11 protein-coding genes are annotated in these 13739 nt (G+C 72.8%); 5 read left to right on the forward strand and 6 right to left on the reverse strand.

The window, feature by feature from the left end; all coding sequences use genetic code 11:
- Positions 1-9: 9 nt before the first annotated feature.
- From AB0F01_RS20280 to AB0F01_RS20300, 5 genes are all read left to right on the forward strand, one after another.
- Entirely contained in the window at positions 10-1113 is a 1104-nt protein-coding gene (locus tag AB0F01_RS20280) for a substrate-binding domain-containing protein (RefSeq protein WP_362097672.1), read from the forward strand.
- A 173-nt stretch (positions 1114-1286) separates the two neighbouring features.
- Entirely contained in the window at positions 1287-2078 is a 792-nt protein-coding gene (locus tag AB0F01_RS20285) for an ATP-binding cassette domain-containing protein (protein ID WP_362097373.1), read from the forward strand.
- On the forward strand, positions 2075-3364 hold the full coding sequence (locus AB0F01_RS20290) for a sugar ABC transporter permease (RefSeq protein ID WP_362097376.1): 1290 nt from the start codon (positions 2075-2077) through the stop codon (positions 3362-3364). The genes AB0F01_RS20285 and AB0F01_RS20290 overlap by 4 nt, the downstream gene beginning before the upstream one ends.
- Positions 3365-3574: 210 nt before the next feature.
- Positions 3575-5500, forward strand: a complete 1926-nt coding sequence (gene dxs / locus AB0F01_RS20295) for a 1-deoxy-D-xylulose-5-phosphate synthase (RefSeq protein ID WP_362097379.1) — start codon at positions 3575-3577, stop codon at positions 5498-5500.
- 144 nt (positions 5501-5644) lie between these two features.
- On the forward strand, positions 5645-7171 hold the full coding sequence (locus tag AB0F01_RS20300; RefSeq protein ID WP_362097381.1) for an amino acid permease: 1527 nt from the start codon (positions 5645-5647) through the stop codon (positions 7169-7171).
- A 161-nt stretch (positions 7172-7332) separates the two neighbouring features.
- Here the strand turns inward: AB0F01_RS20300 and AB0F01_RS20305 are convergent, their stop codons facing one another.
- The 6 genes from AB0F01_RS20305 to AB0F01_RS20330 form a co-directional block, all read right to left on the reverse strand.
- On the reverse strand, positions 7333-8559 hold the full coding sequence (locus AB0F01_RS20305; RefSeq protein ID WP_362097383.1) for a beta-ketoacyl-[acyl-carrier-protein] synthase family protein: 1227 nt from the start codon (positions 8557-8559) through the stop codon (positions 7333-7335).
- The gene (locus tag AB0F01_RS20310) at positions 8556-8846 is read right to left on the reverse strand and encodes an acyl carrier protein (protein WP_362097386.1); all 291 of its coding nucleotides are present in this window, start codon (positions 8844-8846) and stop codon (positions 8556-8558) included. The genes AB0F01_RS20305 and AB0F01_RS20310 overlap by 4 nt, the downstream gene beginning before the upstream one ends.
- Complete coding sequence (locus tag AB0F01_RS20315) at positions 8810-9886, reverse strand: NAD-dependent epimerase/dehydratase family protein (RefSeq protein ID WP_362097388.1); 1077 nt, start codon at positions 9884-9886, stop codon at positions 8810-8812. Before AB0F01_RS20315 ends, AB0F01_RS20310 begins: the two co-directional genes overlap by 37 nt.
- A 223-nt stretch (positions 9887-10109) precedes the next feature.
- Positions 10110-11687: an AMP-binding protein gene (locus tag AB0F01_RS20320; protein WP_362097391.1), complete on the reverse strand. Its 1578-nt coding sequence runs from the start codon at positions 11685-11687 to the stop codon at positions 10110-10112.
- A complete protein-coding gene (locus AB0F01_RS20325; protein WP_362097394.1) occupies positions 11684-12625 on the reverse strand; it encodes an alpha/beta fold hydrolase in 942 nt (313 codons plus the stop codon). The genes AB0F01_RS20320 and AB0F01_RS20325 overlap by 4 nt, the downstream gene beginning before the upstream one ends.
- The gene (locus AB0F01_RS20330) at positions 12622-13650 is read right to left on the reverse strand and encodes a 3-oxoacyl-[acyl-carrier-protein] synthase III C-terminal domain-containing protein (RefSeq protein ID WP_362097396.1); all 1029 of its coding nucleotides are present in this window, start codon (positions 13648-13650) and stop codon (positions 12622-12624) included. Before AB0F01_RS20330 ends, AB0F01_RS20325 begins: the two co-directional genes overlap by 4 nt.
- Positions 13651-13739: the final 89 nt, after the last annotated feature.

Genomic DNA, 13739 nt, shown 5'->3' on the forward strand with positions numbered 1-13739 from the left:
AACACGCGTATGCGTCGAGCCGCTGTTGCCATCGCCGCCGGTGCGATGGCCGTCTCGCTGGCCGCCTGCGGCAGTGCCGCGGAGTCGGGCGACAAGAAGGACGACGGCGGTTCGGCCGCCGCCAAGGGTGACGACATCAAGGTCGGTCTGCTCCTGCCGGAGAACCAGACCGCGCGCTACGAGAAGTTCGACAAGCCGCTGATCGAGAAGAAGATCAAGGAGCTGACGAACAACAAGGCCGAGGTCGTCTACGCCAACGCCAAGCAGGACGCCAGCCTGCAGAACCAGCAGGTCGACACGATGATCACCAACAAGGTGGACGTCCTGATCGTCGACGCGGTGGACGCCAAGGCGATCGCCGGCTCGGTCAAGAAGGCCAAGGACGCCGACATCCCCGTCGTCGCCTACGACCGCCTCGCCGAGGGCCCGATCGACGCCTACACCTCGTTCGACAACGTGACCGTCGGCAAGACGCAGGGCGAGGCCCTGCTGAAGGCGCTGGGCGACAAGGCCAAGGACGGCCAGATCGTCATGATGAACGGTTCCTCCACGGACCCGAACGCCGCCCAGTTCAAGGAAGGCGCCCACTCCGTCCTCGACGGCAAGGTCAAGATCGGCCGCGAGTACGACACCAAGGAGTGGAAGCCGGAGAACGCCAACGCCAACATGGAGGGCGCCATCTCCGCCCTCGGCAAGGACAAGATCGTCGGCGTCTACTCCGCCAACGACGGCATGGCGGGCGGCATCATCACCGCCCTGAAGTCCGCCGGCATCGACGACATCCCGGTCACCGGCCAGGACGCCGAGCTCGCGGGTGTGCAGCGCATCGTCACCGGTGAGCAGTACATGAGCGTCTACAAGCCGTACGCCCCGGAGGCCGACGCCGCCGCGGAGATGGCCGTCGCGCTCGCCCAGGGCAAGTCGCTCGACTCCATCGCCAAGGACAAGGTCGACAGCCCGACCACCAAGGGTGTTCCCGCCGTGCTCGTCCCGGTCGTCTCGCTGACCCAGGACAACATCGCCGACACCGTCGTCAAGGACGGCGTCTACACCGTCCAGGAGATCTGCGCCGGCAAGTACAAGGCCGCCTGCGACAAGATCGGTCTGAAGTAAGCAGCACCCAGGTCCTGAGGTACGGGAGCCCGCACCGGGCCCCCGTACCGGACCGGCTGCCATGAGCTCCGCCGGCGCCCCGCACACCGACAGCCCCGCAAGCTACGCGGGGCGCCGGCGGAACACCCCCCAATCTGCTGCACAACCTCCCGCCGGGTCAGGCGGCGAAGGAGATGGTTCTTGTGTCCGCTACGCCCGTGCTGGCGTTGCGCGGGGTCTCCAAGCGGTTCGGTGCCGTCCAGGCGCTCACCGACGTAGAGCTTGAGGTCCACGCCGGTGAGGTGGTCGCCCTGGTCGGCGACAACGGTGCCGGAAAGTCCACGCTGGTCAAGACGATCGCCGGCGTGCACCCCATCGATGAAGGCGCCATCGAGTGGGAAGGCCGTCGCGTGACGATCAGCCGCCCCCACGACGCCCAGAGCCTGGGCATCGCGACGGTCTACCAGGACCTCGCGCTGTGCGACAACATCGACGTCGTCGGCAACCTCTACCTGGGACGGGAACTGCGCAAGCGCGGCGTCCTGGACGAGGTGGAGATGGAGCGCCGCTCCCGCGAGCTCCTCGACACCCTGTCGATCCGCATCCCCAGCGTCCGCATCCCGATCGCCTCGCTCTCCGGCGGTCAGCGCCAGGTCGTGGCGATCGCCCGTTCCATGCTCGGCGAGCCCAAGCTGGTCATCCTCGACGAGCCGACCGCCGCCCTCGGCGTCGAGCAGACCGCCCAGGTCCTCGACCTGGTCGAGCGGCTGCGCGAGCGCGGCCACGCGGTCATCCTCATCAGCCACAACATGGCCGACGTCAAGGCCGTGGCGGACAAGGTGGCCGTCCTGCGCCTGGGACGCAACAACGGCGTCTTCGAGGTCAAGTCGACCTCCCAGGAAGAGATCATCTCCGCGATCACGGGCGCCACGGACAACGCCGTGACCCGTCGTGCGGCGCGCACCAATGGGGAGATCAACAAGTGAGCACCGACAAGACCTCCACCACCAAGACCGACGCCGTCGACAACACCGAGGCGGCCGCCGCCGCGGTGACCGTGGTCGACCCGCGGCTGCTGGTGCGCGAGCAGGGCCTGGCCGGCTACGTCGGCGAGTTCAAGCGGAAGATGAAGGCCGGTGACCTCGGCTCCATCCCCGTGGTCGTCGGCCTGCTGGTCATCTGGGCCATCTTCACCGGCCTGAACTCCAACTTCCTGACCGCCGGCAACTTCTCCGACATGTCCGTCGCCATGGTCGGCACCGGCATGATCGCCGTCGGCATCGTGTTCGTCCTGCTGCTCGGCGAGATCGACCTGTCGGTCGGCTCGGTCAGCGGTGTCGCGGGCGCCACCTTCGCGGTGCTCAGCGTCACCCACGGCATGAACGAGATCCTGGCCCTGGTGCTGGCGATCCTCACCGGCACCGCGGCCGGTGCCATCCACGGCTTCTTCTTCGCCCGCATCGGCGTCCCGGCCTTCGCCGTGACCCTCGCCGGACTGCTGTTCTGGCAGGGCTTCATGCTGCAGATCCTCGGCAGCAACGGCACGATCAACCTCGACTCCGACGGCCTGGTCGTCAAGCTGACCAGCCACTACTTCACGGACGTGGCCGCCGCCTACGGCCTGGCCGTCGTGGTGACCGCCGTGTACTTCCTCACGGCGTTCTTCGACAACCGCCGCCGCGAGGCCGCCGGGGTCCCCTCCCGGCCGCTGAACGAGATCATCGTGCGGACCGTGCTGCTCGCGATCCTGGCGTTCGCCGTCGCGATCGTGTTCAACCAGTACAAGGGCCTCCCGCTGGCCGTCGTGATCTTCCTGGCCTTCCTGGTGCTCACGGACTTCGTCCTGCGCCGCACCGCGTACGGCCGCAAGGTCTTCGCGCTCGGCGGCAGCGTCGAGGCCTCCCGGCGCGCCGGCATCAACGTCGAGCTGGTCCGGATCTCGGTCTTCGCGATCGCCGGCACCTTCGCCGCGATCGGCGGCCTCTTCGTCGCCTCGAAGATCGCCTCCGCCAACCAGGGCGCGGGCACCGGTGAGTTCCTGATGAACGTCATCGCCGCCGCCGTCATCGGTGGTACGTCCCTCTTCGGTGGCCGCGGCCGCACGTGGGACGCCCTGCTCGGTGTGATGGTCATCGTGTCCATCCAGTACGGCCTCGCGCTGGAGGGCATCGCCTCCCCGGTGCAGTACATGATCACCGGTGGCGTGCTGCTGGCGACCGTCGTCATCGACGCCGTCACCCGCAAGACGCAGAAGACGGCCGGGCGCGCCTGACACCCCGCCCCCGTCCCCAGCCGTTGCCCGGTACCGCTCGGCGGTGCCGGGCAACGGTCGTGCGGACGGGCTGTCGTAGGACCCCCCGATCCTGGGTACAGCCGATCGCGTGACCCATCACGCACCGCCCGGAGTCCGCGGGCCCGAACGGAACATTAGACTCGACGAGCCCGGCAACAGCTCGATCAGCTCTACTGCAAGGAGGCACGGGTGCCGCTGCTGACCCGTATCGGGGGACCGCGCGATCTGGACCGGCTCACCCTGGAGGAGCTGAACCAGCTGGCCGAGGAGATCCGGACCTTCCTGGTCGACGCGGTCTCCAAGACCGGCGGCCACCTCGGCCCCAACCTGGGCGTCGTGGAACTCACCATCGCCCTCCACCGCGTGTTCGAATCGCCCCGGGACAAAGTCCTGTGGGACACCGGACACCAGTCGTACGTGCACAAACTGCTGACCGGCCGGCAGGACTTCTCCAAGCTCAAGATGAAGGGCGGCCTGTCCGGCTACCCCTCGCAGGCCGAGTCCGAGCACGACGTCATCGAGAACAGCCACGCCTCCACGGTGCTCGGCTGGGCCGACGGCATCGCCAAGGCCAACCAGATCATGAAGCGGGACGACAGCCACGTCGTCGCCGTCATCGGCGACGGCGCGCTGACCGGCGGCATGGCCTGGGAGGCGCTGAACAACATCGCCGCCGCCAAGGACCGCCCGCTGGTCATCGTCGTCAACGACAACGAGCGCTCCTACGCGCCGACCATCGGCGGCCTCGCCGACCACCTGGCGACCCTGCGCACCACCGACGGCTACGAGCGCTTCCTGGCCCGCACCAAGGAGGTCCTGGAGCGCACCCCGGTCGTCGGCCAGGCCCTCTACGACACCCTGCACGGCGCCAAGAAGGGCCTGAAGGACTTCATCGCCCCGCAGGGCATGTTCGAGGACCTCGGCCTGAAGTACGTCGGCCCCATCGACGGCCACGACATCGAGGCCCTGGAGTCGGCCCTGGCCCGCGCCAAGCGCTTCGGCGGCCCGGTGATCGTGCACTGCCTCACCGAGAAGGGCCGCGGCTACCAGCCCGCCCTCGCCGACGAGGCCGACCGCTTCCACGCCGTCGGCAAGATCCACCCCGACACCGGCCTGCCCATCGCGTCCTCGGGCGCCGACTGGACCAGCGTCTTCGGCGAGGAGATGGTCAAGCTCGGCGAGGAGCGCGAGGACCTCGTCGCCATCACCGCCGCCATGCTCCAGCCGGTCGGCCTCGACAAGTTCGCCAAGCGCTTCCCCGACCGGGTCTACGACGTCGGCATCGCCGAACAGCACGGCGCCGTCTCCGCGGCCGGCCTCGCGCACGCCGGGGTGCACCCGGTCTTCGCGGTGTACGCCACCTTCCTCAACCGCGCCTTCGACCAGGTCCTGATGGACGTGGCCCTGCACAAGTGCGGCGTCACCTTCGTCCTGGACCGGGCCGGGGTCACCGGCACCGACGGCGCCTCCCACAACGGCATGTGGGACATGTCGATCCTCCAGGTCGTCCCCGGCCTGAGGCTCGCCGCCCCGCGCGACGCCGACCAGGTCCGCGCCCAGCTGCGCGAGGCCGTCGCCGTCGACGACGCGCCGACCGTGGTCCGCTTCTCCAAGGGCGCCGTCGGCCCGGCCGTGCCCGCCGTGGGCCGGGTGGGCGGCATGGACGTGCTGCGTGAACCCGGCACCGACACCCCGGACGTGCTCCTGGTCTCCGTCGGCGCGCTGGCCCCCATGTGCCTGGAGATCGCCTCGCTCCTCGACCGGCAGGGCATCTCCACCACCGTCGTCGACCCGCGCTGGGTCAAGCCGGTGGACGAGGCGATGGCACCGCTCGCCGACAAGCACCGGGTGGTCGTCACCGTCGAGGACAACTCGCGCGTCGGCGGGGTCGGCTCCGCGATCGCCCAGGCCCTGCGCGACGCCGGGGTGGACGTGCCGCTGCGCGACTTCGGCATCCCGCCCCGCTTCCTGGACCACGCCTCCCGCGCCGAGGTGCTGGCCGAGATCGGGCTGACCGCCCCCGACATCGCCCGCCAGGTGACCGGCCTGGTCGCCCGGCTGGACGGCCGGTACGAGCGCTCCGCCGTCGGCCCGGTCGAGGCGGCACGCGACTGACCGGTCCGGGTACCGGACACGGGCCGCCCCCGCCACCGCGACGAGTGGCGGGGGCGGCCCGTCCGCGTGAAGATGCCCACGCCGGGGCATACGACCTACGCCCCCTCTCGAGCAGGTCGAGGACACCATGCGTGGGAGGTACCCGTGAGCAGCTCTCTCTTCCGGACGAAGAACGTGGAGCAGTCCATCCGCGACACCGAGGAACCCGAGCACTCGCTCAAGAAGTCCCTCTCCGCGCTGGACCTCACCGTCTTCGGTGTCGGTGTCATCATCGGTACCGGCATCTTCGTCCTCACCGGTACGGTCGCCAAGGACAACGCCGGACCGGCCACGGCCCTGGCGTTCGTGGTGGCCGGTGTGGTCTGCGCGCTCGCCGCGCTCTGTTACGCCGAGTTCGCCTCCACCGTGCCGGTGGCGGGCTCCGCCTACACCTTCTCCTACGCCTCCCTGGGCGAGCTGCCGGCCTGGATCATCGGCTGGGACCTGGTCCTGGAGTTCGCGCTCGGCACGGCGGTGGTGGCCGTCGGCTGGTCGGGCTACATCCAGTCGCTCATGGACAACGCGGGCTGGCAGCTGCCCGCGGCCCTGGGCAGCCGTGAGGGCTCCGACGTCCTCGGGTTCGACATCCTCGCCGCCGTCCTGGTGCTGGTGCTCACCGGCATCCTCGTCCTCGGCATGAAGCTGTCCGCCCGCGTCACCTCGGTCGTCGTCGCCATCAAGGTGACCGTGGTCCTCGTCGTCATCATCGCGGGGGCCTTCTTCATCACGGCCGACAACTACGACCCGTTCATCCCCGAGTCCCAGCCCGTACCGGCGGGGGACAGCCTCGACTCCCCGCTCATCCAGCTGATGTTCGGCTGGGCCCCGGCCAACTTCGGCGTGATGGGCATCTTCACGGCGGCCTCGGTGGTGTTCTTCGCCTTCATCGGCTTCGACATCGTCGCCACCGCCGCCGAGGAGACCCGCAACCCGCAGCGGGACATGCCGCGCGGCATCCTCGGCTCGCTGTTCATCTGCACCGTGCTGTACGTCGGCGTCTCCATCGTCGTCACCGGAATGCAGCACTACAGCGAACTCTCCGTGGACGCCCCGCTGGCCGACGCCTTCAAGGCCACCGGACACCCGTGGTTCGCGGGCTTCATCAGCTTCGGGGCCGCCGTCGGCCTGACGACCGTGTGCATGATCCTGCTGCTCGGCCAGACCCGCGTCTTCTTCGCGATGAGCCGCGACGGACTGCTGCCGCGGTTCTTCTCCCAGGTCCACCCCCGGTTCAGGACCCCGCACCGGCCGACGATCCTGCTCGGCGTCGTCATCGCGGTCCTCGCGGGCTTCACCCCGCTGAACGAGCTCGCGGCGCTGGTGAACATCGGCACCCTGTTCGCCTTCGTCGTCGTCGCGATCAGCGTCCTCATCCTGCGCCGGACCCGGCCCGACCTGCCCCGGGCCTTCCGCACCCCCTGGGTGCCCGTCCTGCCGATCGTGTCGGTCGCCGCGTCCCTGTGGCTCATGCTCAACCTGCCCGCCGAGACCTGGATCCGCTTCGGCATCTGGATGGCGGCCGGCATCGCCGTCTACTTCCTCTACAGCCGCAGGAACAGCCGGCTGGCACAGGAGGGCGGAAGGGAGCCCGGGGCGCCCCTCGGACGGTCCGGCGGCACGGGTTCCGGCTGAACCGGCCGGGTCCGTCCGCCCGGGTGCGGCCCGCACCGGGGCCGCGGCCGGGGGCGACCCGGGGGCCGGTCTCCCGGCGGGTGCCGGCCCGCTCCCTCACGGGCCCCCTGCGAGCAGCCCCGGCTGCCGGCAGGGGGCCCGTCGCGTGGCCCGGCGAGCCGTCAGCCCGCCCGGGTCAGGGCGAGGACGACGTTGTGCCCGCCGAAGCCGAAGGAGTGGCTGACGGCGACCCGCACGTCCTGTCGCCGGGGGCTCTTGGTGACGCAGTCGATGTCGAGACCGGGCGCCGGTGCGTCCAGGTTCGCGACCGGCGGCACCGTGCCGTGCTGAAGGGTGAGCACGGTCAGCGCCGCCTCCACGGCGCCCGCCGCACCGAGGCTGTGGCCGAGCACGCCCTTGGGCGCGGTCACACTGGGCCGGTGCGGCAGCACCCGGGCGATCAGGGCCGCCTCGCCCGCGTCGCCCAGCGCTGTCGAGGTGCCGTGGGCGTCGACGTGGTCGACGTCCGACGGGGCCAGGCCCGCGTCCGCCAGGGCGGTGCGCAGGGCGGCCTCCGCGCCCCGGCCGTCCGGGGCGGGCGCGGTCGGGTGGTGGGCGTCGGAGGTGCTGCCGCAGCCCACCAGCCGGGCCCGTACCCGCGCACCCCGGGCCGCCGCGTCCCCGGTGCGTTCCAGCACGAGGACGCCCGCACCCTCCGCCATGACGAAGCCGTCACGGTCGGCGGCGAACGGCCGGGACGCCTCGGCGGGCGCGTCGGCGCGCCGGGACAGGGCGCCCGCGCGCCAGAAGCCGGTCGTCGTCAGCGGGGTGACGGCGGCTTCGGTGGCCCCCGCCACGGCGATGTCGCACTGCCCGGAGGCGAGGAGGTCGCGGGCCACGGCGACGGCGGTGGCACCGGAGGCGCAGGCGGTGGCCGGGGCGAGGCCGGGCCCGCGCGCCCCGAGGTCGATGGACACCTCACCCGCCGCCATGTTCGGGATGAGCTGGGGGATGGTGAGCGCCGAGACCGTGTCGGCACCCCGTTCCGCCAGCCGTCCGGCCTGTTCCTCACGCATCGCGTCCGCGCCGAGCCCGCAGCCGATGACGACCGCGACCCGGTCGCCGTCCCACGTGTGCGGATCGAGGCCGGCGTCGCGCACCGCCTCCCGGGCGGCGAGCACCGCCAGCGCGGCATTGCGCGCCATGCGCCAGGCGGCGCGTCCCACGCGCCGGCCGAGGGCGTCGGGGGACAGCGGGACCCGGCAGGAGAAGTCCACCGGCAGCCCGGCCAGTGCCGGATCGCGGGTCGCGGTGCCCGTGCCGCGGCAGACGGTGTCCCAGGTGGTGGCGGCGTCCTCCCCGGCGGGGGTGAGCAGACCGAGGCCGGTCACGGCGACGGGTGCGGTCACGAGTGTGCCGCCGTCACCGGGCCGCCCGTGGCGCCCGGTGCCCCGTCCGCGGCGTTCGCCCGCAGGGCGTCGAGGTGCTCGACGATCCGCGCGAGGGTCGTCTCGCGGGAGGCGTGCTCGCCGTCGATCCGCACTCCGAGGCGTTCGTGGAGGACGAGCACCAGCTCCGTCAGGGCCAGCGAGTCCAGGTCCAGCTGGGCCAGGGTGAGTTCGGGCCGGATCTCCTCCTCCGGGACGCGGAACGCGCCGGTCAGGACGGAACGGAGGGTGTCGTAGGTGTCGGGCACGGCTTCTCCTCGCAGTCGTTCGGGTCGTTCGGGTCGTTCGGGTCGTTCGGGGCGGCCGCGGCGGGACGGGCGAGCTCCGCGATCCCGGCGTCGAACCCGACCGGTGGTTCGAAGCCCAGGTCGCGGCGGGCCGCGGTGAGGTCGAAGTGGTGCGGGTGCAGCAGCTCCGCGACCAGGAAGCGGCTCAGGGCATGGGTGCGGGCACTGCGGACCGCGCGCAGCAGGGTCTCGACGACCGCGGCTCCGGCGATGGCCGGCCGGGGCGGTACCGGGCACCAGCGGGCGTCGATACCGGCGGCCCGCAGGAAGTGGCGGGTGATCTCGCGCAGCGGGCGGGGGTCGCCCTGGGCGATGAAGTAGGCGCGGCCGCCCGCGGTCCGAGGTGACTGCCGCAGCCGGTCCAGGGCCAGCAGGTGGGCGTGGGCGGCGGTACGCACGTGGGTGGTGTCGACGAGGTTGCCGCCGTCCCCGGGCATCGGCAGCAGGCCCGCCCGCACGGTGCGCGCGAGGGCGGGGGCGAAGTGCGGGTCCCCGGGCCCCCAGATGATGTGCGGGCGCAGTGCGACCGTGGCCAGCTCCGGACCGTGGGCGGCCAGCACCAGGGCCTCGGCGCGGGCCTTCGTGGCGGGGTAGGCGGCCAGATGGCAGGGTGCGGGGGGCAGGCCCTCGTCGACCCCCTCCAGGCCGCCGGGCCGGAAGACGACGCTGGCGGTCGAGGTGTACACGAGCGTGCGGACGGCGTGCGCACGGCACTGCTCGATCACATGGCGGGTGCCGACGACGTTGGTGACCCAGTAGGGCCGCGGCGGGCCGCTGACCCCGGCCAGGGCGGCGTTGTGCACCACCGCATCGCACCCGGCCACGGCACGGGAGACCGCGGCGGGGTCGGCGAGGTCCCCCAGGTGCTGGCGGACGCCCAGCGCGGCCAGCGCGGTGCTGGGACGGCGGCCCAGGGAGCAGACGACGTGGCCGCGCGCGCTCAGCTGCCGGCAGATCTCCAGACCGAGGAAGCCGCTCCCTCCCGTGACCAGTACGTTCATCGGAGCCGGCCTTTCCTGCGGGTGCGCTGCGTGTGCTCTTGGGGCGTTCTCGGGGCGTTCTGGGGGCGTTTCGTGCGGGGTGCGGCGGACCGGGTGCGGTCGCCGGGGGCGGCTGTGGTCGGGGGCGGGTGCGCCCGGTGCCGGGGGCGCGGGGGGCGGGTGACGGACGCCCCGGTGCGGGCCGCCGCTCCGACCGGTGAGCGGTGACCGGTGACCGGTGCCGTCACCGGGTCCGCCCGCGCAGGCGTTTCGCCGCCCAGCCGGCCAGCCGCATGCGGTCGATCTTCGAGTTGTGCCGGGGGTCGGTGGGGAAGCCGCCGCGGATCAGCACGGCACCGACGCGGTGCCCGTCCGGGTGGTCCCTCAGGACCGCCCGCACCGCCGCCAGCGCGGCGGCGCGGGGCGTGGAGGGGAGGGGTTCCACGCACAGCACGGGCAGTTGGCACACCGCCGTGCCGACCCCGACGAGGGCGGTGCGGCGGACTCCGGGCGCGGTGTCCGCGGCGGCCTCGATGTCCTCGGTGGCCAGGGTGAAGCCGGTCCCGGTCACCAGGTGGGCCCGGCGGCCGAGGAACCACAGCCGGCCCTCGTCGTCGAGCCGGCCGAGGTCACCGGTGCGGTGCAGCACGCCGTCGGCCGTGTGGCTCTTGGTGACGGCGTCGGCGTCCGGGCGGGCGTGGTAGGCGGGGCTGACGGTGGGGCCGGTGACGGCGATCTCGCCGGCTCCGGTGGCGTCGGCGTCCAGGATGCGGGCGCGGATGCCGGGCAGCGGCCGGCCGAGGCAGGTGCCGGAGTGACCGGCGGGCGGCCGGACGCGCGCGGCCCGCAGGTCGTGGTCGCCGATCGCGGAGACCGGCAGGCACTCCGTGGCGCCGTAGACGCTGAGGATCTCGGCGTCCTCCGGCAGGGCGCCGCGCAGGGCGTCGACGAGGCCCAGGCGCAGCGGGGCGCCGAAGGAGAGGACCTGCCGGACCGAGGGCAGGGTGAGGGCGTGGCGGGCGCAGTGCCGGGCGATGAGGGTGAGCACGGCGGGCGAGGCCAGGACGACGGTGACCCGGTGCCGCAGGATCGGCCCGACGAGCTCCTCCGGCGCGGTGCGGGCCGGGGCCAGGTGGTGCACGGCCGGGGCGACGGTGGCCGGCCCGAGGAGCGGGCCGAGCAGGGCGACCGGGAGGAAACCGGCGAGGAGCACGTCGTCGTCCCGGGGGCCGATCAGCGTGGTGAGCGCGTCGAGCTGGCCGGCCAGGGTGGTGTGGCGGTACTCCGCGCCCTTGGGCCGTCCCGTGGAGCCGGACGTGAAGGCGATGAGGGCCGGCCCGTCGCCGCCCGGCTCGCCCACCGGCGCGGGCGGGCCGCCGCCGGCCGGGACGCGGGTGGCCAGCCGCCGTCCCGCGGGGAGCGGGGCGCTGCCGGTGACCAGGGAGATCCTGACGTGCGGACGGCCCCACCCCAGGATCCGGCGTCCGAGGTGGGCCGGCGGTTCCCCGACGAAGACGTCCGGGGCGATGTCCGCCAGGCAGCGGCCCACCTCGGCGCGCGGTTCGATCAGTACGGGGACGGCGCCGAGGAGGCCGAGGGCGTACGAGACGGCGGTGAGGTCGTGGGCGTCGCGGGTCATCACCACGGCCTTGTGACCGGGCCGGACGCCCGCCTCGTGCAGGGCCCCGGCGATGTGGTGGCAACGGCCCACCAGTTCACCGCGGCGGGTGGTCCTGGAGGCCCCCCTGCGGGTCTCGACGAGGGCGATCGCGTCGGGCCGGCCGGCCAGGCGGGCGGCGATGCCGGGAACGGTCGCGGTCACGGTGTCTCCTGGAGGAAGTCACGGATGAGGCCGCCCAGTTCGGCCGTGGCGTCCTCCATCACGAAGTGCCCGGCGTCGGGGAAGCGGTGGATCTCGGCGTGCGGGTACCGGCGCGCCCATTCCCCGAGCAGGGCCGGGGTGAAGACGGGGTCGCGCATGCCCCAGCCGACGAGCAGCGGGAGACCGGCCGGAACGGCCCCGCCCCCGGGCGGTTCGAGCAGCTCCCAGGCGGGGTCCGCGGGCCCGCGGGGGATGGCCCGTACGGCGTCGGTGACCGCCCGCCGTTCCGCGCGGCGGGCGCAGGGCCGCAGGAGGGCCCGGCGTTCGGCCGGGAGCAGCGGGCGGTGGACCCCGGCCCGTGCGGCGACCCGGGCGAACGCGTTGGTGGCGTGGACGAGTTCGGCGACCGGGCGGTGGTCGCGGATCCACCGCAGGTACCACGGCAGCCGGAAGCCGTCGGGGAAGGGGAAGCCCACGGTGTTGCAGACGACCAGCCGGGCCACCACGTCCGGGTTGCGCCGTGCCCAGGCGATGCCGAGCGGGCCGCCCCAGTCGTGCAGCACGAACGTCCAGCCCCTCTCGGGCAGGCCCGCGTCGCGCACCAGGTGGCGGTGGAGGATGTCCAGGTGCTCCAGCTGGGCCTCGTAGGGGTCCGGCACCCCGTCCGCCGGCCTGAGGTGCCGGGAGAGCCCGAAGCCCGGCAGGTCGGGGGCCAGGCAGCGGGCGTGCGGGGAGAGCAGGCGCAGCAGCCCCCGCCAGACGTAGCTCCACGACGGGTTGCCGTGCAGGAACAGCACCGGCTGCCCGGAGCCGACGTCGAGGTAGTGCTGGCCGGTGACCGGGACGCGCCGCCAGTGCCGGGGCGCGGGATAGCCCGGCATCAGCCGTTCCAGGAGGCCGGGGTTCGTCGCCGGGGCGTGGCCGGCTCGCGCGCTCACCACCGGACGAGGGCCAGGCCGAAGCTGAAACCGCTGGCCAGGCCGATCATGCCCACCAGGTCCCCGCTCTCGATGCGGTCGTCCGCCCGTGCCTTGACCAGTTGCAGGGGGAGCGAGGCCGCCGCGCAGTTCCCGTGTTCGGCCACCGCGGGCAGGCACCGGTCCTCGGGGAGGGAGAAGGTGTCGATCACCTCGCGGTACTGGGGCATGGTGATCTGGTGGAAGGCGATGAAGGCGTAGGCCCCGGCCTGCGCGGCCTTCAGCTCCTCCCCGGCGGTGTCCAGGATCCGGGGGAGCACGGCGAGGGCACCCTGGCGCAGGTCCCCGTTCAGCCGCAGGGTGGTGTGGTCGTCGTGGACGGAGAGGTGGTGCATGCTGCCGCCGCCGGCCACCGTGCAGGACTGCCAGGCGGCGGAGTTGCTGACGAACCGCAGGGACAGCAGGCCGGGGTCGCCCTCGCCCGCCGGACCGGCGGTGAGCACCATCGCGGCGCCCGCGTCGGAGGCGGTGTAGCCGGGCAGGGCGCGCAGCAGGTTCTCCCGGTCGGGGGCGTGCCAGCGGGTGGCCAGGGTGGAGGGTTCCCCGCAGGCGATGAGGACGGTGCGGTAGCGGCCGGTCTCGATGAAGGAGGCGGCCACCTCCATGGCGTTGAGGAAGCTGTTGCAGGCGTTCTTGATGTCGAACACCGGGCAGGTGGCGCCCAGTTTGACCGCCACGAGGTGGGCCGTCGCCGGTTCGATCAGGTCCTGGGAGGTCGAGGCGAACAGCAGCAGACCGATGTCCTCGATCGTCAGACCCGCCTCGTCGAGCGCTGAACGGGCGGCCGTCACGGCGAGGTCGGAGGCGTTCTCGCCGTCCTCGTGGACATGGACTCCGCGCACCCCGGTGAGGTCCTCCAGCAGACCGGGCGGCGGGGCGTAACCACCCGTCTCGGTGATCTTGACCCGGGTTTCCTCCAACGTCCGGTAGCGGGACGGAAGATGAGCGGACACGGCGGCGATACGGGCACGGATGGCTTCGGACACCGCGTCACCGTAGCCAGCCCTTCGGCCGGATTGCCGACTGTGCCTGGGTTTACACCCCAACGGGTGAACTATGCGGAATTTACCGCCCT

Origin of the sequence: Streptomyces sp. NPDC029526, assembly GCF_040637405.1 — a bacterium.
Taxonomy (GTDB): domain Bacteria; phylum Actinomycetota; class Actinomycetes; order Streptomycetales; family Streptomycetaceae; genus Streptomyces.

What these genes read in the sequence shown, in the direction of transcription:
- AB0F01_RS20280 (WP_362097672.1), top strand. Translation starts at nt 10, where the DNA reads ATGCGTCGAGCCGCTGTTGCCATCGCCGCCGGTGCGATGGCCGTCTCG.
- AB0F01_RS20285 (WP_362097373.1), top strand. Translation starts at nt 1,287, where the DNA reads ATGGTTCTTGTGTCCGCTACGCCCGTGCTGGCGTTGCGCGGGGTCTCC.
- AB0F01_RS20315 (WP_362097388.1), bottom strand. Translation starts at nt 9,886, where the DNA reads ATGAACGTACTGGTCACGGGAGGGAGCGGCTTCCTCGGTCTGGAGATC.